At 36.9% G+C, this 23,333-nt stretch carries 18 protein-coding genes; 14 read left to right on the top strand and 4 right to left on the bottom strand.

Features of this window, described 5'->3' with window-relative positions; genetic code table 11:
• Nucleotides 1-111: 111 nt before the first annotated feature.
• From DEU40_RS02210 to dinB, 3 genes are all read right to left on the bottom strand, one after another.
• Nucleotides 112-387: a hypothetical protein gene (locus tag DEU40_RS02210; protein WP_110008337.1), complete on the bottom strand. Its 276-nt coding sequence runs from the start codon at nt 385-387 to the stop codon at nt 112-114.
• Nucleotides 388-475: 88 nt separating this feature from the next.
• Nucleotides 476-3,532 carry a DNA polymerase III subunit alpha gene (locus tag DEU40_RS02205; protein WP_110008336.1) on the bottom strand — a complete coding sequence of 1,019 codons (3,057 nt, stop codon included), beginning with the start codon at nt 3,530-3,532 and terminating at the stop codon, nt 476-478.
• A gap of 16 nt (nt 3,533-3,548) precedes the next feature.
• On the bottom strand, nt 3,549-4,697 hold the full coding sequence (gene dinB, locus DEU40_RS02200; protein ID WP_110008335.1) for a DNA polymerase IV: 1,149 nt from the start codon (nt 4,695-4,697) through the stop codon (nt 3,549-3,551).
• A gap of 61 nt (nt 4,698-4,758) precedes the next feature.
• Between dinB and DEU40_RS02195 the strand changes: the two genes are divergently transcribed.
• On the top strand, nt 4,759-5,547 hold the full coding sequence (locus DEU40_RS02195; protein ID WP_110008334.1) for a LexA family transcriptional regulator: 789 nt from the start codon (nt 4,759-4,761) through the stop codon (nt 5,545-5,547).
• An 11-nt stretch (nt 5,548-5,558) separates the two neighbouring features.
• Here the strand turns inward: DEU40_RS02195 and DEU40_RS02190 are convergent, their stop codons facing one another.
• Entirely contained in the window at nt 5,559-7,142 is a 1,584-nt protein-coding gene (locus DEU40_RS02190; protein ID WP_110008333.1) for a Na+/H+ antiporter, read from the bottom strand.
• 223 nt (nt 7,143-7,365) lie between these two features.
• Here DEU40_RS02190 and DEU40_RS02185 point away from each other — a divergent pair, with 223 nt between their 5' ends.
• The 13 genes from DEU40_RS02185 (at nt 7,366) to DEU40_RS02125 (ending at nt 23,192) form a co-directional block, all read left to right on the top strand.
• Entirely contained in the window at nt 7,366-7,866 is a 501-nt protein-coding gene (locus DEU40_RS02185; protein ID WP_110008332.1) for a M15 family metallopeptidase, read from the top strand.
• 191 nt (nt 7,867-8,057) lie between these two features.
• A complete protein-coding gene (locus DEU40_RS02180; protein ID WP_110008331.1) occupies nt 8,058-9,095 on the top strand; it encodes a patatin-like phospholipase family protein in 1,038 nt (345 codons plus the stop codon).
• Between the two features lie 234 nt (nt 9,096-9,329).
• Nucleotides 9,330-9,500, top strand: a complete 171-nt coding sequence (locus DEU40_RS22300) for a hypothetical protein (protein ID WP_167497887.1) — start codon at nt 9,330-9,332, stop codon at nt 9,498-9,500.
• 229 nt (nt 9,501-9,729) lie between these two features.
• Nucleotides 9,730-10,362 (top strand): leucine-rich repeat domain-containing protein, encoded by a 633-nt coding sequence (locus DEU40_RS02170; protein ID WP_110008329.1) that lies wholly within the window; start codon nt 9,730-9,732, stop codon nt 10,360-10,362.
• A gap of 8 nt (nt 10,363-10,370) precedes the next feature.
• Nucleotides 10,371-11,129 (top strand): leucine-rich repeat domain-containing protein, encoded by a 759-nt coding sequence (locus tag DEU40_RS02165; protein ID WP_110008328.1) that lies wholly within the window; start codon nt 10,371-10,373, stop codon nt 11,127-11,129.
• Nucleotides 11,130-11,142: 13 nt separating this feature from the next.
• Nucleotides 11,143-13,317, top strand: a complete 2,175-nt coding sequence (locus DEU40_RS22295; RefSeq protein WP_181397925.1) for a hypothetical protein — start codon at nt 11,143-11,145, stop codon at nt 13,315-13,317.
• Nucleotides 13,318-13,323: 6 nt separating this feature from the next.
• A complete protein-coding gene (locus tag DEU40_RS02155) occupies nt 13,324-17,145 on the top strand; it encodes a hypothetical protein (RefSeq protein WP_110008327.1) in 3,822 nt (1,273 codons plus the stop codon).
• Nucleotides 17,146-17,217: 72 nt separating this feature from the next.
• Entirely contained in the window at nt 17,218-19,239 is a 2,022-nt protein-coding gene (locus DEU40_RS02150) for a hypothetical protein (RefSeq protein ID WP_110008326.1), read from the top strand.
• Nucleotides 19,240-19,244: 5 nt separating this feature from the next.
• Nucleotides 19,245-20,150 (top strand): hypothetical protein, encoded by a 906-nt coding sequence (locus DEU40_RS02145; RefSeq protein ID WP_110008325.1) that lies wholly within the window; start codon nt 19,245-19,247, stop codon nt 20,148-20,150.
• A 175-nt stretch (nt 20,151-20,325) separates the two neighbouring features.
• Nucleotides 20,326-21,054 (top strand): hypothetical protein, encoded by a 729-nt coding sequence (locus DEU40_RS02140; protein ID WP_110008324.1) that lies wholly within the window; start codon nt 20,326-20,328, stop codon nt 21,052-21,054.
• Between the two features lie 78 nt (nt 21,055-21,132).
• A complete protein-coding gene (locus tag DEU40_RS02135; protein ID WP_228406423.1) occupies nt 21,133-22,089 on the top strand; it encodes a helix-turn-helix transcriptional regulator in 957 nt (318 codons plus the stop codon).
• Nucleotides 22,090-22,142: 53 nt separating this feature from the next.
• Nucleotides 22,143-22,760 (top strand): hypothetical protein, encoded by a 618-nt coding sequence (locus tag DEU40_RS02130; RefSeq protein WP_228406422.1) that lies wholly within the window; start codon nt 22,143-22,145, stop codon nt 22,758-22,760.
• Nucleotides 22,761-23,192, top strand: coding sequence for a nucleoside deaminase (locus DEU40_RS02125; RefSeq protein ID WP_062673172.1), 432 nt, complete (start codon nt 22,761-22,763; stop codon nt 23,190-23,192).
• Nucleotides 23,193-23,333 lie beyond the last annotated feature (141 nt).

Genomic DNA, 23,333 nt, shown 5'->3' with positions numbered 1-23,333 from the left:
ATAGGACATTATTTTACATTATCAAAATACGGAATTTTATTATTTTACCATAAAACTGAACCTTATTTCGTAAGAAATTTTTAAAGAATTTATGCTTTTGGATGGAAAAGATTATTTCAGAAAAGATTGAATGTCATTAAGAAGTTCATTATATGATCTCCCATACTCCGATCTCAATATTGTTCCTGTTTCAGACTCCTCAATAATGACATCATAGCCATTGGTCTTAAAATAGTCGTATGCTGAAATATAAATGAGAACATTCCCCTTCTTCAGTCCTAAAGCTGTAGTATCTGCGTCCCAGTAATCTACAAATTCATATCCGGAAAAGTCTTCCAGTTCAAGTTTATGTATGAAATTATTGATTTCAGGTATTTTATTTTCCATTCAATAAGAAATAATAAAAGGGAAAAATAAACAGAATTTTTGAATTAAAAATAATGTCAATGAAAATTTAAAGTTAATATAAGAGAAACTATTTAACTATTCTATGTCTTGGCAGCCCAATCTCATGTGCCTGTGGATAAGGTTTTCGAAAAGTCATACTCACATCTTCCTTAATCTGTCTGTGGATATCATATTGTTTTTCTTTATCATAAGCGTATCTGGGGTCTGGGATCATTGGCATTTTGGCCATCTTATGAATCGTTACAGTCGGAAAATGAAAATCTACTTCTACTGTTCCCAGTAATAAATAGCAGCCGCCACCCTGAAAGTCATAATTTTTCAGGCTATCCGGAAAATGGGCTGTATCAAAGTAATCTCCATTTGCATCAGTCCAGGTTCCGAAATACATCGTTCCTTTTTTGGTTGGAACATGCTTCCTTGAGATAAGATAGGCGAGCATTTTTACCTGTTTTTTATGATACTGCAGTAAATCTTTTACGAAAACAGATCCTCTGTATCGTGTTTGCAGTAAATCAAAAGGGCTGCATGAAACCGGAAAACCAATCAGTTCGATTTCGTCGAAAGCATCTTCAAACTGTTCTCTTTTTAACTTCGGAAGTTTAAACTCCTGAACGGGTTCTTCAATCAGCATAAGCCCTCTCTGCTCTGGTTTAAAATTGACCAATAGTAATCGGGCTTCCACCAACAGTTCATTTTTAGGTTTACCTGTGAATCTGAACGCGCCAATAAAAATAAGAATCTGTATTGTTTCAATACCAATGGGAATTCGTCTGATAAAATCTTCCAGCGATTTGTATGCTCCATTTTTTTCGCGTTCTTCAACAATACCATGTGCTACTCTTGTTTCGAGCCCTTCCAAAAGCATCAGCCCCAGGTAAATATCTGTTCCTTTAAGCGTTGTCTTATATTCACTGGTATTCACACAAGGAACCTGAACATTTCCACCTGACATTTTTGCTTCATGGATATAGACTTCGGTGCGGTAAAATCCACCTTGATTGTTAATCACAGAAACCATAAACTCCAACGGATAATATACTTTCAGATAAAGACTTTGGTAACTTTCCACGGCATAGGAAGCGGAGTGAGCTTTGCAGAAAGAATATCCGGCAAAAGACTCAATCTGTCTGTAAGCTTCAGCAGTAAGTATTTCCGAATGCCCCTTTTCTCTACATTTTTCAAAAAAATTAGCTTTTACCTCCTGAAGCTTTTTGATTGATCTTCCTTTTCCGCTCATTGCCCTACGTAAAATATCACCGTCTGCAAGAGACAGCCCTCCAAAATACTGGGCAATCTTCAGCACATCTTCCTGATAGACCATAATGCCATAAGTTTCCTTTAAGTGCTCTTCAAATATGGGATGAAAATATTCAAACTGCTCAGGATGATTATGTCTGAATATATACTCCCGCATCATACCGCTTTGTGCTACTCCAGGTCTGATAATAGAGGACGCGGCAACCAATATTCTGTAATTATCACATTTTAATCTTCTTAAGAGCCCTCTCATGGCCGGAGATTCAATATAGAAGCATCCGATAGTTCTTCCTATTGCCAAATATTCGTTAGCTTTCTGTTCATCTTTGGAAATCGTTGTATCCCAGATATTAATATCAATTCCTCTTGTTTTTTTTACAAGGTCTACCGTGTCTTTAATAGTACCCAGCCCACGTTGTGAGAGAATATCCAGTTTTTCCATTTTTATATCTTCTGCCACGTTCATATCAAACTGGGCAATCGGAAAACCTTTGGGGGGCATTTCTAATGCTGTGTAATGGGTAATGGGCTCTTCCGAAATAAGGATTCCACAGGCGTGCATACTTCTTTGATTAGGAAACTTTTCCAATAACTTACCATATTTCTGCACCTGTTCCACTACTGAATTCCGGTCATGAACTTCCATTGATTTACCTGCCAGATCATCCAACTCTTCCTTGGGCAGACCAAATACCTTTCCAACTTCCCTGAAAATTGATTTGTATTTGAATTCAACATTAGTTCCGCAAAAGGCGACATGGTCTTTTCCATACCTGTTGAAGATATACTCCAATATAGCATCTCTGTTCTGCCAGCTCCAGTCGATATCGAAATCGGGTGGTACCTGGCGGTTAAGATTGAGGAATCTTTCAAAATAAAGGTCAAGTTCCAGAGGGCAAATGTCTGTAATTCCAAGGCAGTAGCTTACAATGGAATTCGCGCCGCTTCCCCTGCCAACATGCATAAACCCCATACTGTTGCTGTAGCGGATAATATCCCAGGTGATCAGAAAATGGGCGCAGAAGTTCAGTTCATCAATAACTTTCAGCTCTTTTTCAACTCTTTCTTTTGCCGTCTCATGATCTTTTCCGTACCGTTTTTTCAATCCTAAATAGGCTAATCTTCTGAGAAGTTTTACATCAGACTCTTTAGATTTTTTATAGTGTTGCTTATTCTTTACTTTTCCAAAATCAAATTCAAATTTACATTGTTCGAGGAGGCTTTTCGTATTTTCAATAATCCGGGGATATCTTTCAAATGCCTTTATCATCTCCTGTTCGGAAATAAAATACTCAGATCTGCGGCAAACTTCTCTTTTGGTCAGCTTAGACAATAAGGTGTTGTGGTCAATAGCCCGCAGAATTTTATGCAATTCGTATTTTTCATCAGAACTAAAGGTAACAGGATGAAAAACAACCATTTTAGCGATGTATTTTTCATATTCGGGACGTATCAGAAAATTTAATTCTTCTATTCTTACTCCTATAAATTCATTGTCTTTCAATTCCCGAGGAATATTACTCATGGGATAAACAATAAATACATCTTTGAATTCAGGGGCAATTTCAGTCAGTTCTTTACCATTACAATTATGATCTGTAATCATTTTGTTGATCTCACCAATTCCTGAGAATTTTCTGGCTATGCCTACATAAAGAAGTTTCCCCCCGTTTCTGACCTCAACACCGGGAATAGGTTTTATTCCCAGCTCTTCACATGTTTTTTTAAAATCATAAATTCCCGTCACGGTATTGATATCAGTAAGCACCAGCTCTTTGATCCCTAAAGCCTTGGCTTGTTCTGCTAATTCCTGTATGGATAATGTTCCATAACGAAGGCTGTGAAAAGAATGACAATTAATAAACATGTTGAAAGATTTAAAATTATTTTCCGAAGTCAAAACCGGAGGCACGCCCTACCGCATCAGACCCAAAGCGGTTTTTGATATCATCCATTGTCTGATATAAACTCATTTGTTCCTCGGTGTCTTCAAATAGATTCATCTGATGGTTTCCGTGTACTAATCCTGTAAATCTCAGCCCTACCAAACGAAGCCTCATTCTCCTTGTATAGGCTTTATTAAAAAGGTCTAATGCTACCCTGGATAAAGTATGATCAGCAGAGGTATAAGACACTTTACACTGCCTGGTCTCGGTATCGAAATTGGCATATCTTATTTTTACCACCACTGTAGATGTCAGCCATTTTTCCTGTCTCAACTGATAGGCCAGCTGCTCTGCCATTCCCGATATCATCCGTTTTAACTCGATAATATCCATAGTATCATTGGTAAAAGTTCTTTCAGTTGAGACAGACTTTCTTTCGGAATAGGGAACAACAGGATTTTCATCAATTCCGTTGGCCTTTTTCCAGAGTTCCTTTCCGTTAACGCCGATCATCTGCTGCAGAACCAGTACCGGCATTTCAGATAAGGTATGAATCGTCCGGATTCCGATTCTTGATAATAACTGAAAGGTCTTATCACCCACCATTGGAATTTTTTTAATGGATAAAGGGTTTAAAAATGGCTTCACTTCCATTTCTCTGATTTCCAGCCTTCCAACAGGCTTTGCTTCTCCGGTACCAATTTTTGAAACGGTCTTATTGGTTGACAGCGCAAAACTGATCGGAAGTCCTGTTTCTTTGGTAATTGCCTCAGCAATTTCTTTGGTCCATTGGTAGCAGCCAAAAAACTTATCCATTCCTGATAAATCCAGATAAAATTCATCAATACTTGCTTTCTCCATCAGCGGAACTTTTTCCTGAATAATTTCGGTTACAGTATGTGATAAATTGGAATACATTTCATGATCGCCTTTAATAACTTTTGCATCAGGGCAAAGCCTAAGTGCCATACGAATTGGCATGGCTGAACGAACCCCAAACTTTCTTGCTTCATAGGAACACGATGCCACGACTCCACGGTCTCCACCTCCTATGATGAGAGGAATACCCTGAAGCTGCGAGTTATTACGCCTCTCGCAGGATACGAAAAATGTATCAAGGTCCATATGTACAATTGCACGATTCACGTTACAAATTTAGTTACGTTTTTAAACAAAATTTGTATTTTTGTTGTTACAATTTGTAACAATGTCAATTTTTTCAGATAACATACGCTTTTTAAGAGGTAAGAAAGAAAAAACTCAACAAGAGTTAGCGGATACTTTGAAACTTACCCGTTCCAGATACGTATCTTATGAAGATGGCAGATCCGAGCCACCTATCGAAATATTAATCAAAATTTCCAAGTTTTTCAATCTCAGTATTGACCTTCTTGTATCTGTTGACATCAGAAAGTACCCGTTGGAAGATATTTTAAAACTTCCTGACAATCGAATTGTCTTACCCGTTGTTGTAGATCAATTGGGAAATAACAGTATCGAAATCGTTCCGCAGAAAGCATCCATGGGATATTTATCAGGTTATAGTGATCCGGAATATATTGAAAGTCTGCAAAGGATTTCACTTCCTTTTTTAACCAACGGAAAATATAGAGCTTTTCCGGCTCAGGGAGACTCAATGCCTCCTTTTAAAGATGGTTCCTATATTATCGGGAAATATGTTGAAAATATTGATGACCTGAAACCGAATAAAAGTTATGTTTTTGTGACTTTGAATGATGGTATTTCTTACAAGAGATTGAAGACTAAAAAGAAAAAATCAATCACAGTGGTTTCTGACAATGCATTTTATAAGCCTTATGATATCCCTTTGGGAGAAATTATAGAGATATGGCAGTATGCATCAGGTATATTTCCTGAAGATTTTGATTCAACCAGTTTTGAAAATTATAATTTTAAAGATATATTTTCAGAACTAAAAAATAATATTACGGAATTAGAAAATAAGGTTCTTGCTATAAAAGATCAAACCATGTAACTAATTATAGATTAAATCATCCTCAGCCGTTCTTCCTCAAGGTCGAGCTGGTACAGCTGATGGCGGATAATTTCTTCATTAACGGAAATATCTTTATTCAGTTCTGAAAGAAACTGTCTCTGGCTTTCCAGCATTTCAAAAAAGATATCTTTGGTCTTTTCATTCATCCATTCGGTATTATTGGTCTGTATTTTTTCTTCCCATTGTTTCAGCATTCTTTCCAATCCTGCATGGCTGTTCAGTTCAGTTTCATGCTTGGTTTTAAGAAAATGGTAGACATGCTGCTTTAGTTTATATTTTATTTCTTCCCGTGTCTTTTTATCTTTTTCTTCATCTGTGAAATCATCAAATACATGTCCATATTTTATAAAGTAAGGCAAAGTAAGTCCCTGTACGAGTAAGGTAAGCAAGATTACCACGAAAGTAATGAACAGGATAAGGTTTCTGTTGGGAAAAGGGAGTCCGTTTTCAAGGGTAATCGGAATGGCCAGGGCAGCGGCCAGTGAGACAACGCCTCTCATTCCTGTCCATCCAAGCATCAAAGGCATCAGGAGACGTCTTCTTGCGGAAGAAGCACGGGGAGCGACACTTGGCCGGAAAATCAATGTAGCCAGCATGGCGGCATAAGAACTTATGATTCTGGCAGCAATCAGAATACCGGTCACCAACACTCCATATTGGATAGCAATTCTCAAAGGAATTCCCTCTGACCGCAGCCCTCCGACAATTTCAGGAAGCTCGAGCCCTATTATTAAGAATACGATGCCATTCAGAATAAATACGAAGCTTTCCCATACGCTATACCCCATGATACGGCTGGTACTGTTTAGAAATATCATTCGTTTTCCAGACATATACAACCCACCACAAACTACAGCTAAAACTCCGGAACAGTGAAACTGCTCTGCGACCCAATACATCAGATACGGTTCAATAAGGGTCAGGGCAATATCAGAAGAAGCTTCTGTAGGAAGCCGCTTGTGAGCCTGTACAAAAATCCATGCCAGTACTAACCCAATTCCTGCACCTCCGATTACCATCCATAAAAAATCCAGAGAAGCTTCCTGCCATACGAACTGTCCGGTTCCTACAGCAATCAGAGCAAACCGGAATATAATAAGAGAGGAAGCGTCATTCAACAGACTTTCTCCTTCCAGAATCGCAGATGTAGTGGATGGTATTTTTACAAATTTCATAATGGCTCCTGTACTCACAGCATCCGGTGGAGACACAATGCCTCCCAGCAAAAACCCGAGAGCAAGTGTAAATCCGGGAATAAAATAATTCGCTGTCACCGCTACTGCCAGCGCTGTAAAAAAGACCACTAAAAAAGCAAAGCTTCCGATAATACGCCACCATCTTTTCATTTCTTTAAAGGAAATTGACCATGCAGCCTCAAACAAAAGAGGAGGCAAAAAGATAAAAAAGATAAGATCCGGATTGATCTTTACCACCGGAAGACCTGGGACAAAACTAACAAGCAGTCCGAATACAACGAGTAAAACAGGATAAGCAATTTTTAATTTTGTAGCCCACATGTTGAGCAGCACAATAGCCACAATCATGGCCAATAAAAAAGGTAGGATGGTATGCATTGATATTGTGTTTTATCCGTCATATTTACTACTTCTATTTGATTTTTAAAAATTTAAAAACAATTTTTTCTTATTTTTTTGTGTATGGATGAATTTATCTCCTTCTAAATCTTTTTACTTTATGTTTTTCACCTCAGGTTGAATATTTATAGAATTTTAAATAAAACACGTCAAGTTTCGTCGCATCCGCGCTATACTTTTGTTCTACAAGAAAATAAGAAATATGGACAAAGTAACCTTAGAACGGATTCAGAAACTTCACCCGTTGGTAAGAGATGAAGTGAAGCAAATTATACAGGAATGTGATGAAGCACTTACCGGAAGAGCCAAAGTGCGGATCACTCAGGGATTAAGATCTTTTGAAGAGCAGGAAAAGCTTTATGCAATCGGAAGAATTACTTCAGGAAAAAAAGTAACCAATGCCAAGGCAGGGCAAAGCATTCACAACTATGGCCTTGCAGTAGATATCTGTCTTATGATTGACGGAAAAACAGCAAGCTGGGATACGGCAAAAGACTGGGATAATGACAACGTTGCAGACTGGTACGAATGTGTAAAAATCTTTGCCCGCCACGGCTGGGATTGGGGCGGAAACTGGAAAACATTTAAAGACCTTCCCCACTTTGAAAAAAAGACAATTCCCTCTAAAAAAGGACCTGTAAAAACCAGCTGGAGAACGCTTTTGAAGATGCCAAAAGACCAGCAGAATTACGTTATTTTTTAGTCTCATTTATTTGAAATTAAATATAATACGACACGTTCTGTCGCTTCCCCAGACTACCTTTGCTTTATAAGAAAACAACAAAAAAAGCAATGAAATCTAAGTATGGAATCTCCACAATTTTTAAAATATTCAACAGATTCTGTAGATGTAAGATTGCATGTGTCCTTTTAACAAACCATTAAAAATATCACATGAAAAAGACAACCATTCTTTCTTTGGACGGAGGTGGAATAAGGGGAATCGTAACCTGCATTATTCTGCGTTACATAGAAGAACAGCTCCAGTATTATGATAAGCCTTCCGCCAAGCTGGGAGATTATTTTGATCTGGTAGCTGGCAGCAGCACCGGAGGTCTGATTGCTTCTATTATTCTCTCTCCTGATGAAACCCGAAAAGCAAAATATTCTATTCAGAAAGGATTGGAATTATATGCTGAAAAGGGCGGCGACATCTTCCAGGTTTCCTTTTGGGAAAAACTGGTTAATCCATTCGGATTATTGAATGAAAAAATTTCCCAGGAAGCTCTGGAAAAAAATTTACATGATTTCTTTGGAAATTTAGAATTAAAAGAATTAATAAAACCCTGTTTGATAACAAGTTATGATATAGAAAACAGAAGAGCAAAGCTTTTCAACTCCTGGAAAGCCAACCTCAGCACAGACAATTTCTATGTAAGAGATATCTGCAGAGCGACTTCAGCGGCTCCTACGTATTTCAGTCCTGTTCAGATTAAATCAATGTATGGCCAGATTTTCAGTCTGATTGATGGCGGTATGTTTGCCAATAATCCCGCATTGTGCGCTTATGCAGAGGCAAGAAAGATTCCTTTTGCAGAAGTTTTAAAAAATCATCAGAAAGCTAACCGTCCCACGGTAAACGATATGATAATGGTTTCTATCGGAACAGGGATCGAAGCAAGGCCCTACTCTTTTAAAAGACTGGAAAAAGCAGGAAAAATTGGCTGGGTAAGCCCTATTGTTGACATTTTGATGTCTGCTAATGCAGAAACAGTGGATTACCAGCTGGAACAGATGTTTCAGACACTGGGACTTAGAAATCAAAAAAATTATTACCGTTTGAATCCTTCACTAAAAAATGCTTCTCCCGCCATGGATAATGTAAGAAGGTCCAATATTGAGAATCTGATACAGGCCGGACTGAGCTATATTGATGATAACCGAGAAACTTTGAACCAGATTGTTCAGAAACTCATCAAAAATAAAATATAAGCTTTTTACCTTATAACCACCTTATATAAGTTATTAAGATTATATTTAAAAATTAAAAAATCTTTTTTAAACACGTCAAGTTTTGTCGTTTCGCCCCACTACCTTTGGAGTATCAAAAAAGCACAGAACAACAATCTAAAAAACTTTAAGAAGCCTTTGAATTCAACATTTCCCTATGCTGAACAGCCTGAAATATGTTCAAAAAAATATAACCAACACCTTATCACACAAAACATGGAAACACCAGATCACAATACAGATATACTCATCGATGAAGATCTCTATACGATAGAATGGAGTGATATCGAAAATGCTGAGATGGATTATGAAAACTATCTCAATGACATTGAAAACTTCTTCAGAGAAGATTTTGAAAAAGGAATACCTGAAGAAGATATTTTTTAAATACAATTAAAAAAAACACGACAAGTTCTGACGCTGTCCGACATTACCTTTAAATCTCTGTAATACACGCACAGCAATCTCATTAAACAACCCCGAACCCCTTTGAATTCACCATTCACAAAATGCTGGACAGCCAGAACTATGTCTGAAAATATAACAATCATAAGCCTGTTATACCAAAATACAGGACATATAATCAATTTATTAACCAACAAATCACACAACGTTTATGAAAACAAAAGAAGAACTAAAAAAACATTTCGAAAACGGAGATATCCCGGTACAGGAAGATTTCTGGGCTTTGATGGACTCTTACTGGCATAAGGATGAAAAAATTTCTGAAAGCGCTATTGATTCAACAGAAAAAGTAATGCCATTTATTATTGATGAAGTAATTCTGGGAAATGCATTATCCATTTCTATTCCTGAAAATGTAAAAAAAATCAAGCAGGGTGCCTTTCAGTACTCAGGAATGGATTATCAAATCATTGAAGTAAACTTTAGTGAAGGGATTGAAGAAATTGAGGTTGGAGCATTTCAAGGCCAAAATATAAAGAAAATCAAGACTCCTTCTACTTTAAAAGTTATTGGCGATGGTGCCTTTTACAATCAATCAAATGGGGTGAATGGTTCAGATTCATTGGAAGAAATCAACCTCAATGAGGGTCTAACAACAATTGGAGATCATGCTTTTAACTGTCCCAGAGCAACTGCCATTGAAGTTTTATATATTCCCAGCACAGTAACATCTGTCGGACAAAATGCATTTGCAATTCCTTCGCTAAAAACAGTATCAGCGCCGTCCGGTCTGGATTTAAGTAATACAGGAATTCCTTCTACTGCTACAATCATCTATAGATAAAAACAAACATGAAAACAAAACAAGAATTAAAACTCTATTTCGAAAATGGAGATATCCCAAAACAGGAAGATTTTTGGGAATGGCAGGACGCTTACTGGCATAAGGATGAGAAAATTGACATGCGCAAGATTGCAGGTCTGGAGAATGGTACATTCAACATACTCTATGCTGAAATGGATGCTGATAAAAATGCTTCACTGGCTTTCTTTTCAAAAAGAAAAATTGTGATAAAAGAAGGAACACTCACTATTCCCAAAAATTTCACCGCAGGTCTGCAGGTAACTGACGTAGAAATCCCTGACTCTGTAACAACTATCCAGGAAAGCGCATTTAGTAACGGCGGCTTAACGACCTTTACAATTCCTCCAAAGGTAACCGAAATCCCTAACTGGGCTTTTTACAATAACAGATTAACGTCTTTACTTATTCCGGACAGCGTTATCAATATTGGAATACAGGCATTTACAGCCAATCAACTGAAAGAACTTCGTCTTCCTAAAGGAATAACGATTATCTCACAAGGTGCCTTCTCTGCCAATAAACTGACATCTGTTGAGATTCCCGATGGAGTAACAGAAATTCACTCGGATGCTTTTGTCAGTAATCAACTCACCTCAGTGACAATTCCGGCCAGTGTACTCAAAATTGAAAACAATGCTTTCAGAGTTAACCAGCTTACAAAAGTAACATTAGGCCCAGAAACGACCTATTTACCTTATTCTTTTGACAGCACAGTAGAAATCGTGGGAGGAAAACTCATCAATTAAAATTTTTAGAAAAATGAAAACAAAAGAAGAATTAAAAAAATATTTCGAAAACGGAGATATTCCGGTACAGGAAGAATTCTGGGAATGGCATGATTCATACTGGCATAAAGATGAAAAGATTCCTGCAGCTCAATTAGATTATGATCTGTCACAAAAAGCAGATGCAAATGCATCCAATATAAATCCGCAGAATGCGCAGCTTTGGAAAGAAAAAATTGAAACTCAAACAGCTATTCAGGCTCCGCAATTAAATGGAAATATCTTAACGGTATTTTATACAGGTGAGAATGGTGTCCAGCAAAGTAAATCGGTAGATTTAAGCAGTTTGGTAACCCGTGATATCAGTATTGAGAATGCTTCATATGATGCCTCTCAAAATATTATTACCATTACCCAGAATGATGGCTCTGCCTTTCAGATTAATCTTTCGGAATTCAGTATCACTCCCACCACCAATGCAGATGGAAGTGTTACATTGTCACAGGAAGGACAGGAAAAAGTTATCCTGAAAAAAGTAGCTGTAACAGGCAGTTATAATGACCTTTCTGACAAACCCACTTTTAGCGGGAATGATAATTTACAAAATGTCATCGACAGAGGTAACGGAACAACCAAACCTATTATTTTTCAGCCAAGCCAGGGCAGAGCAGGCGAAATCAATTTCAGTCCTACAACGTATTCCTTCTGGTTTGGAAATTTGAATACGGATCACACCGGAGCCTACGGATTGGGAATTGGTTATAATACATTATCAAAATTAACCACCGGAGCAAATAACGTAGCACTTGGTTCTTATGCTTTAAATGAAACCACTACGGGAAGATGGAATACCGCAACGGGTGTTTCAAGCGGAACTAAACTTACAACAGGTAATTTCAATGCTTTTTTCGGAACACAGGCGGGAACTGAAACAACAACAGGAAATGGAAATACGTATATCGGAGATGAAGCAGGAAACAAAAATATTGCCGGAACTAATAACACTGCGCTTGGGCTTGGAGCCGCTTATTCCTTAACTAATGGAACCCAGAATACCTTTTTAGGTGCTTTTGCGGGAAATATTCATGGAAAAGCGACAACTTCGGGTGCATGGGGATCGAATACTTTTGTCGGATATAATGCCGCCTCCACTACCCATGCTATGGGGGTTTGGGGTGACAACAATGTCGTTATCGGCTGTAATGCCCCGTTAGGAGGTTCAACCTTCAACAAACTGGTGATTGAATCCAATCCGGTAGCAAGACGCCATGATTTTGTAACGCCTTTAATTGGTGGAGACTTTGCTGCAAGAACATTGGATTTTGATGCTGTGGTTTCTGCAAAAAGAACACCTTTAGCGGATAACACCTATACAAAAGTAGCGGTTCTGAACGCCGGTAATGTACTTGGATATAAAAACTTATCAGACTTTACTGATTTCATTTCATTAACAGGAACTGGGACGGGAGCTCCAGTGACAGGTAATATCCAGTTTACAGATGAAGACCCGGAAGAGAGAATCATTTACAGAACTAATGAACTTGATGGTGTAAAAAGTGCACTCGGTTTATTTCCTGAATCTGTAATGATGTTTTCAGGCAATTTAGATGGAACAAATGCCTCCAGTGTAGATGTAAGTAAAGAAAATGGTGTTTTCGCTTATGGACAGGGCTCACGTTTGATGCTGAGTGGTGTAGGTGCCGCTTTAAGACAGACAAACGGTGGAGGTGTAAAAGGAATTTTTGCAAGTCCGAACATAGATGAACCTGTGCTTATAGAGCATGAAACAACAGATGCCAGAGGATTAAGTTCTAAAACTTATTTTGGAGACAATGCCCAGGAAAATGATTACATCCAGAAACAATATGCAGACAAACAGCATTCCTACAGTACCAAAGAAGAGCTGACAGGCGGAAAATGGATTAACGGTAAGCCTGTTTATAAAAAGACCCTGTATCTGAATCAGATTCCGAGAACAGGTGAAATCGATTTAACACCTGAATTCCCGGATCTTGAAACCATTATCTCCAACGAAATGTTTACAGAATGGGATGATCTTAAAGCAGCATTTGCAGGCAACCAATGGAGAACAAAAGCCTATATCACAATCGAAAGAGAAAGAGCCATTATTGAGCTGTTGAATGTAACTGATTACAATTATTCTCTTATCAATTCATTTACCCTAACCCTTGAATACACAAAAAAATAATCAGCCATGTCAACAAATAATACATCAACAGTAAAATCAGCATTTACTGTCGGAAAATCCCTAATAGGAGAAGGAATTATTAACTACAAAGAAACAAACCCTATGAATACCAATAACGCATCACAATCACTTTTCAGATTTGTAAGTCTGAGAAACCCGCAATTAACAGAAATTAAAGACAAAAACTTAGGATTTATCCACAGACCTAAAGGAGTAACCGGTGTCTTTGATACAGCAGTCGTTGGAAGACCTGCCAAAACTTTAAAATTTACAGCTATGAAAAGGGCTGCCGGTGAGTTTAACAATTCCGGATTCGAAAGCGAGAAGAAAATCGAAGAAGGAGCATTTAAAGACCTTCTGATGATCGGAAGAAAGCTTTCTAAAAAAGAAACATTAGAAAGCGCTGACTGGACGTTCGTTACGGATTATTACAAAAGCCTTATTAATACCAACAGACAGCTGAACGCAGAAGGAATTGCTATATTTTCCCAGCTTTGGAATAATTATATTTATCAGATTGTTACCCAGGGAGATTTCTATATTAAAGAAGCCATCAGCCACATTTTAATGGCTATTCAGCTTGGCTTTGCCAGCAATCAGGACCTTACTGATCAGGAAATCATCAAAATTAATGGAGAAAAACCATTGGAAAAAGCAATGGATGGAAAAATTATACTTCCTACCATTCTATTTTCAGAGGATACAGAAACGGCATCTTTAGTTTCATCTGCAAACGCTGAAGGTTACGAACCGGCTTTGGCAGCAAGAACGGTTCAAAGATTAGAGTCTGAAGCAAGAGCTTCTTTTGTATCCAGCAAAGCGGTCCACAGAAAAGAATCTCTGAACACACTGAATTCCGAACTGGAAAAACTTCAGAAAAAGTTCCATAAATCCAGATATCAGACTTACCAGGACGAGTATTCCAAATATATGGCAGAAAACAAAGAACGTTTGGAACTGTATGACAGAAAGCTGGCCGAAGTAGACAGTAAAATCACTCCGGACATGTCCGAAGAAGAAAAAGAACGTCTTTACAGCACTTTGAAAGAATATGAAGTTGCTCCTTTCGTATTTACGTACAAAAATGAAATCAATTTGGAAGATTTGCAGGCAAAGCTTTCTCCGGAATCTTTCGACCTTTTTGTGGAACTTTTCGGTGAATCCACAACCAGCCTAACTTCTGTGGCAGAAGATACAGACAGCCTTCAGATCCTTTCGCACGACACCTTAAGAATGGGTGCTCAGACCATTGTTCTTGATGATGAGATTGAAAGCTATGCTGATGCTTTACTTGTTGTAAGAAACAATATCTCTGCTTCCATGGAGACGGCACTTCAAAATAGTCCTCTTCCGGAACAACAGTATGCCAATATCGGCGGAGCTTCAATACCTCTTATTCAGAATACAGCCAGAACACCGATGGCATACAGCTTATATGCTCACAGCGCTTACGTAGTAGCAGGCAGCAGAGGATTTGTTAATTTTTCTTTTGAAGTTGAAGATGTTTCGTGGAGCGTTGCCAATGCTAAAATTACAGCTACAACAGATGCTGCCGGAACTTTCGAAGAAAATTACAGCAATATTTCTGTAGTTGATAATAAAATTACCTTACCTGCGGCTTTGGTAAACAGATTCAGAACCAGCTTCAGTTTCAAAATAGAAATTATTTTTGATAACGGAAGCCAGGCTTATGGAGAGATTGCCACACAATATCTGAAAGAAGACTTAAACCTTACCGGAATGCTGACTCTAAAGCGTGCAGCAGTTGAAAACCCGGGTACACCTGAACCAGTTACAACCCAAAAACGAAAAAATTTCGGGATCAAAAGATTGGGTGTAGCAGATTATATGAAAGTCGTGCAAAGTGTTCATGCTTATGTTCCGGGAGAAGTGTCCAATATTGAGAACGTTATGGCAAGCGAACTGAGACATAAGTCTTCCGTTTCCAGAGAATACTCTGAAATCACGGATACAACTTCCAAATCTCAGGAAACAGAGAAGATGTCAGACACTTCCAAAACTTCCAGAACGGATATGCAGACCGAAGTTGCGAAAGAAATTGAAAAGCAGCAAAGTATTTCTGCCTACACAAGATTCAGCTATGGAAATGACAGTGCCATGAAGTTTGAAATCGGAGCAGATTATGCCAATAACTCAGCACAGCACGACAGTACAAGACAAGCTGTAATGAAATCTCAGGAAATTACAGAAAGAGCAATGGAAAGAGTTCTTACTAAAATTTCAGAAGAAAGAGTACAGAAAATCATCAAGGAATATACGGAAACCAATGTTCATGAATATGATAACAGAGGAAAGGTAACCAACACTGATAATGCTGAAGCTGCACAGCCTAAACACATTACCGGAGTTTACAGATGGATCGACAAGAAAATGAAAAACCAGATCTACAACTATGGTAAGCGTACAATGTTTGAATTTATGGTTCCTGAACCTTCAAGATTACACCGTCTGGCTCTTACTGTTGCCAAAGCTCAGGTACTTAAAGCTCCTGTAGATCCAAGAAAAGCACCGGAACCATGGTTAATGGCAGATCCAAAATCGGCAACGATTGTACAGATCCAGCATTGGGCTCAGGAATACGGAGTAACTTTAGAGGCATTCCCGGAAGCAACCAAACAAGTAATTCATACAGCTTCCAGCGTTCCTCAGACAAATGATGATTTTGGAATTGACTATACACAGTTTACCATCCCGGACAATTATGCCGGAAAAAATGCAAGCTTTGCCTGCAGATCAACCAGAAACAGAGGTGGTGGATGGTCAGGGTCACGTTATTCTGAAGTGATGTTCTCTAACTTAAAAGGAGATATGATTGGCCGTTCTGAACGTGGTGGAGACCTTAATTTTGACGACGGGTCATCTGGTTTCAATATCACAGGTAATGTATCTTTCCAGGTGAAGGGCCACAACGTAAGAAGTTATACCATCAAAGTTGTTGTGAACTGTGAGCTGAGCGATGCCTTTATCAACAAGTGGAAAACAGACAGTTTTAATGATATTATTAAAGCCTATGAAGCTGCTTATGCCAAATTCCAGGAAGATCAGGCAAGGCTGGATGCAGAGCAAAAAGAAAAAGAAGCTCAGCTTAAAGAAAGACAGGATACTTTCTACCGTTATATGGAACATGATGTCTTAAAGCACAACTGTATCGCTTATTTATTACAGGATTACCTTTATACATTAGGCCAGGAAACAACTAACGGTGCCGATGAGAAAACAACCATGGATAATTTCCAGGTATACCTGAATGAAAATCTGGACAGATATACAGCCCTTGCCAAGTTTATGGAACAGGCATTCGAATGGGAAATCATGGATTACACCTTCTATCCTTACTATTGGGCTAACCGTAAGAGCTGGCAGGAATTCTATATCAGCGAAAGTATGGACCCATTGTTCAGAAGTTTCCTGCAGGCAGGTATGGCAAGGATTATCGTTACCGTAAAACCAGGTTTCGAAGCAGCTGTTCAGTTCTTCCTTGAAACAGGATTGATCTGGAATGGCGGTTCTGTTCCGGTAATCGGCGACCCAATGTACATGAGTATCGTAGACGAAATGAGACAGCCTACCGGAGAACCTCAGGGTAAATACTGGATTACCAGAATCCCTACTACCTTAACGATCCTTCAGGACAAATCCACAGGACTTCCGGTAAATCAGCCATTACCAATTTTCCCGGAAAATGCCCCTGAGAATTGTGAAAACCCATCAGAATTGGAGTTTGAAACAAGCTTCAGATTGGATGAAGATGCACAATTGTCACATAGTGACGGAGCTACAACATTGCCTACCACAATTGTCGGATAGAATTTACCTTAATGGCGGTGTGAAATATCACCGCTATTTTTTTACAATTTTTAATTTCAAAAATCTTAAAAAATGAAAAATATAGATATTAGAAACCTAGCAAAGATTGGTGTGGCAGATGTGGATGTTTATAAAACAGACAGAAGGAAATACTCAAAATATAAGCTTGAAGGTGATGTTACTTTTTATCGTTCAAAAACAAGTATTGAGGATAAATTAGGTAATGAGGATTCACAATATTTCGGAAAATTTGGTTATGACAGATATAGTTTAGTTACTTCACCACAAAAAAGCTTTATTTACTATTTTGATAAAAACGGTAAATCACTAAAAGATGCAAAAGCAATTTCTATAAACGACTATGTTTGCCCATATTTAAGTATTTGGCCTAAGACCGAGGTCTCTTTATATGTAAAAGCAAAAGGTACTTCCGGAGGCGAAGAAATACTAGAATATGAATGTAAAGAATGGGACAAAAATGCTCAAACATTTTCAAAAACCACGTCCAAACTGAATATAACAAAAAAAGATCCCGAAATACTAAATAATATAAAGTATTTCAAAATCAATATTGAATGTAAAGAAAGTTTTGAAAATGACATAAGTATTGTTGCTAAATACAACAACCAAATTGTTGGAAGGTTAATCGTAAAAGCAAACTCCAAACTTTATCGAACGACTATTCAGCCAGTATTAATCAATTTCGGTAAAAAAGCAAGTACAGAGTTAGCATCTCTGCCCAAACATGATGATTTTATTGAGAACAAACTTTTACCATATTTTAATAATAAATCTTTTAACCAGGCATACATTCAGGCTACATTAGCTCCTACAACGAAAACGGTTACCTTTTCTTTAGATGAATTTATGAACAAAAAGCTTTTTTTTACAGATGAAGGTAAACTAAGACTTGATAGGAGTCAAAAACTTGCCTATAATAATTTAATAGAATCAAGATTTGCAGCCTATAATTCTGACGCACAAGAAAAACAAACCATTAATGAAGAGCTAATGACTCTTGCTTATGAAATGATTCAAGGATTTAAGGATAAATTTAATTTTGGAAAAACTTCGGATTTAAAAAAAGCAGCTAAGTTTTACGAAGAAAAAAGAGCAACAAATGCATGGAAAAGTGATAGGGTGAACAAAGCTTATCAAAAATATAAAGAACTGAAAAAAAAATACAAAGGAGACAACACTATAAATAAGAACAATATTACTTACTTGTTTTATAGTAATGATCTCGAATCAGCAAGAACCAAAGGAGAAAAAGATAATGTCCGGGCATTCTCTGCAACTGGCTTTGGTACCGTTCATATTTTCAACCACGCCTTAGAAGCCAATAAAAGAGCGGAGAAAGAAAGAAAACAAGACGATAAAACAGAAGCTTTAATTATTCATGAATTAGGACATGCTTTTGGACTGAACCATACTATGGAAGATGTTGCTAAGCGTAGTGTAGAAAGAATACAGGGAGAAATTGATGCTAAAGAAAAAGAAATACAAAACTTCTTAACATTAAAGCAAAAAAGCTCTGAATATGAAAAATATATTCGTCTAGACTGGATATATAGTGGTTTATACGATATCCTTTCACAAAAGAAGGAAGAACTTTCAGTTGAAAGCTTTGAAAGCAGCTTTTTAGTGTATTTTATTAAAGATATAGAAGATAAATGCTGGTATTACGAGCACATGAAAGTTAAAAATATTTTTAATAGTGTTATTTTGCACATGGAAGAAAATATTGATGCTAAAGTTGTTGTATTACATGATCAAACTGAAACTGAGCAAGAAAAACAAGAAAGAGTAGAAAGAGAAACTCCTCTTACATTTAATTCAATTATTCAAACGCGTAGAAACGAGATTATAGCCTTACAAGCAAACAAATCCCGCCAAGAAAAACAAATAGGAATTGTTCTTCCCCAAACTGAAACTTTAGAAAACTTCCTAGACTATTCTCAATATGGAGATGCAGATGGAAATGAAGCAGCACCAAGAAACAGTAAGTTTGAGTATAAATCTTTTTATCAATGGCAATGGAAAAAAATGATTGATACTGGAGTTAAAAATAATTATCTTCGTTTGATAGAATAATAATTATGAAAAATAAATTAATAATCACACTATTTGCTACTATATCGACTATTATATGCTTTAAAGCTCAAAATCTTCCAGAAAAATTTGAAGAAAATAGTAAATATGGTGTTCGGATAGATGGTAAAAATGTAGTCCCTGCTATTTATGATGATGTCTCCACAGATTTTTTAGTAATAGCTAAAAAGGGTAATAAATTTGATTTGTATAATAATGATTTAACGCTCTTAGATCAGAATATTAAAGCATATGAATATTTTATTCCAATGGACATATTTCAAATAATTACCAAAAACAATAAAATAAAAACATTTAATAACAAAGGACAACAAATTGATGTTTCTAAACTGAAGATTGGATCACAAAAAGATCTATTTGTTAAAAGTGACAGAGCTCTGGAAAACTATACGATAACAAATAATGGTGTAACATATACACGTAAAGAATATTTTGGAAAGGAAAATTATCCGAGAGAATTCAATTATAAAATAATTAAAGATGGGAAAGATGCCAGGTTTGTAAACAATGAAAAAAACTTAATGATTTTATCATTTTATAATTCTCATATTTCAGATTACTTCGAAAAAACATCATCACCCGATTATACTGAAGAAACTCTTTACAAACCTCTAAAACATACATACATTATACTTAAATTAAATGGAAAGTATGGTGTTTGGGATTTCAAAGAACAAAAAGAAATTATTCCATTTCATTATAAAAAAATTATTCCTTATCAAAATTATTTGTATCTGGAAAAAGACGGATTGTCTACCTTCTATCCTAATATAGGTACCGATCCAAGATATAAAAAACTTGGACCTTATCTTGGAGCCTTCGCCAGGTTTGAAACTCCAGACGGTAAAATAGGCTGGGTAGACAGAAAAGGAAAAGAATATTTTGATCAATAATATATAAGCCACAGCAATGCTGTGGTTTTATATTTTTTAAACTGTCACATTCTTACTATATTCATCACATGTAAAATATTGAAGTAATTAAAGAATATAGCAGTATTGAGAGTTAAAGAAAAAGATTTAACATGTAACCGTTTAGATGGCGGAGGAGTTCCTATATATTATCACAATGGCAGCCCTTTTACAGGTATTGTTTTACGATACTATGACACTGGCGAGCTTTTGCGAAGAGGAATATAAAGACGGATATCAGGAAGGATGGTTCAGATCTTATCATAAAAACGGTAAAAAATACACAGAATACAAAGCCCATAACAACGTAGAATACAACGGGACTTATAAAAATCACTTTATTATGAAAGAAGAAAAAATAGATAAAATCATAATTTCTTTGAAAGATGTAAAAAAAAATGGATTATATAATCCAGATGGTACCTATGTAGGCTTTGATGTACGCACAGAGGACTATAAAGAAAGTCCTGAATGGAATGAATTTGATTTCAAAAAAGAAGTTTTTGAAGATCTTTTAGGAGATGACTTTGGGAAGAAAGACTTTTACTATGAACCCAACACATGGGAGTTTGTTGTTGATGCACTGGAAAATAAAATTAGAGATGTACTGAAAACAATGAAAAAAGTACCGGAAGAGCATACCAAAAATCCTATGGAATATTTGAAAACTTACAAAAATGAACATTTTGATCCTATTACAAATCGTTCTATTTTTTATGAAGATGTTAAAGAATTTCTTGGTGAATTATATCATTATAATATTCGGGAAAATGTCAGAGATAAAAACTTATATTATTTTCAACTTTTTTACAATCATCTAAAAAGTAGTTTCAAAGAAGGTTTCCCTTTGTATATTACGGCAGCCACTATTGAAGACCAAAAATAAATGTCTATTTAAAACAAAAATAAAACACGACACGTTTTGTCGCATGAACCGCATATATTTGTCCTATAAAACTTTACCATGAACGCAGCTCCGCTGCACCCTAAAAATAGAGAAATGAAGAAAGATTTTTATCTGACAAGATATGCCTTAATAATTAAAAGATTAGAAAGTTCTCCGGCTACCTATTCACAGCTGGAGGACTATCTTTTAAACTCTTTTGAATTCCAGGATGCGGGAATCAAGAGCTACTCTATCCGTACCCTGCAGAGGGATATCCGGGAGATTTCCGATCTTTTTAACCTTTCTATTCACAACAAAAAAAAGGGTGACAACCGATATTATATCGAAAGCCGCCCGATTATGGAAGTGGATGAGTACAATCAAAAACTACTCGAATCTTTTCAGGTAAGCAATGCCCTGAATCTTCATCCGGACTTTTCAGATTTCATCTTTTTTGAAAGCCGAAAACCCACCGGCGTAGAACATTTTTATGACTTGTTCTTTGCGATCAGAAATAAAAGAGTTGTAAGTTTTGAACACTACAATTACAAGAACAAACTTATGACCTCCAGAAAAGTACACCCTTTGGCTTTAAAAGAATCTAAAGACCGATGGTATCTTATTGCCATTGATACAAAAGATAAAGTTTTAAAATCATTCGGGCTGGACAGAATTAATTATCTGGACGTATCCAAAAATCAGTTCAGGGAAAAGTATAAATACAACTTCAGGGAGCATTTCAAAAATGCATTCGGAGTGATGAACCTGACAGAACAGAATCCACAGAATATTGTTCTGAAATGCAGCCGCCACCAGGGAGAGTACATCAGAAGTTTCCCTCTTCATCAGTCACAGAAAGAAACCAAAGAAACTCCGGAAGAGATCTATTTTGAATTCTTCCTCCACCCTACTTATGATTTCATGCAGGAGATTCTTTCTTACGGAAAAGAAGTAACCGTTCTGGAACCGAAAGGTTTAGTTGATGACATCCGCAATCATTTGCAGGAATCTTTGAACCGTTATCTTGAAAGCTGATCATCAGGAATATATTTCATATTTTTTGTTATATTTACATAAATATACCCTTATTGAAAACTTTATTCATTGGCATCAGCTGCTTTATCTCTTCCTTTTTTCTCGCACAGCAGAAAGAAGAGTTCAGACTTGTAAAGAGTTATTATAATCAGCACAGAAATATGCTGAATAAAGAGTTCAAAAAGAAATTTGATGCAGAATCCGATACTTCAAAAAAGGCTGCGATAAAGGGAGATTTCCTTTTTTTCATGAAAAAAATGGATAGTATTGAAAACAATGCCCTGATCGGAGCTTTATTAAAAGTCAGAAATCTGGAGGACCTTCAAACCATCAAAAATCAGGCATTCAACTCATCTGAAAAGTTTTCAGATGCTGAAAAAATTGCGGATTATCCCGGAGGCATCAATTCTTTGAGGCAGGAAGTAGCCAACCTGCTGTATGTGGATGGAGTATATTCTAAAGAGAAGATGATAAAAACGGATGTTGACTTTATTGTTGAGAAAGATGGAACAGTCAGTAATGTCCGTGCACAGGGAGACAATTTCACCTTTAACAGACAGGCAGAAATTGCTTTATATTCGCTGACGGAAAAATTTTCCCCTGCAATGATAAAAGGTGATCCTACGATTTACCGCTTTAAACTTCCTTTAACCTTAACGATAACGGATTAAATGTTTACCGACGAATATTACATGAAAATGGCACTGCAGGAAGCAGAAGCCGCTTTAGAAAAAGATGAGGTTCCTATCGGATGTGTAGTAGTTTCCAACAACAGAATCATTGCAAGAGCCCACAATCTCACGGAAACATTAAATGATGTGACCGCCCATGCCGAGATGCAGGCCATCACCTCTGCTGCCAACTTCCTGGGAGGAAAATACCTGAAAGACTGTACGCTTTACGTAACGATGGAACCTTGTGTTATGTGCTCAGGTGCCCTTTCCTGGTCTCAGATCTCGAAAGTAGTGATTGGGGCGCGGGATGAGCAAAGAGGTTTTATCAATAAACATCTTTCCCTCCATCCGAAAACTGAAGTTATTACGGGAATCATGGAGGTAGAATGCTCTTCTATTGTTAAAGAATTTTTTAAAAGCAAAAGATAATTTAAAATAAAAGCCAGAGGATATTGCAATTCTCTGGCTTTCAATTGACACTCTCCCACAAAGTGTGTAAGTTAAAAAGTCAAGGCTTGGATTTTATAATCTGAGCCTTTTTTCAAAAATAAGCATAAATTGGTTGAGAAC

Source organism: Chryseobacterium sp. AG844 (genome assembly GCF_003182335.1).
GTDB classification, from domain to species: Bacteria; Bacteroidota; Bacteroidia; order Flavobacteriales; family Weeksellaceae; genus Chryseobacterium; species Chryseobacterium cupriresistens.
Note: the sequence above shows the minus strand (reverse complement) of the source record. Positions and strands in the feature narration are given on the sequence as shown.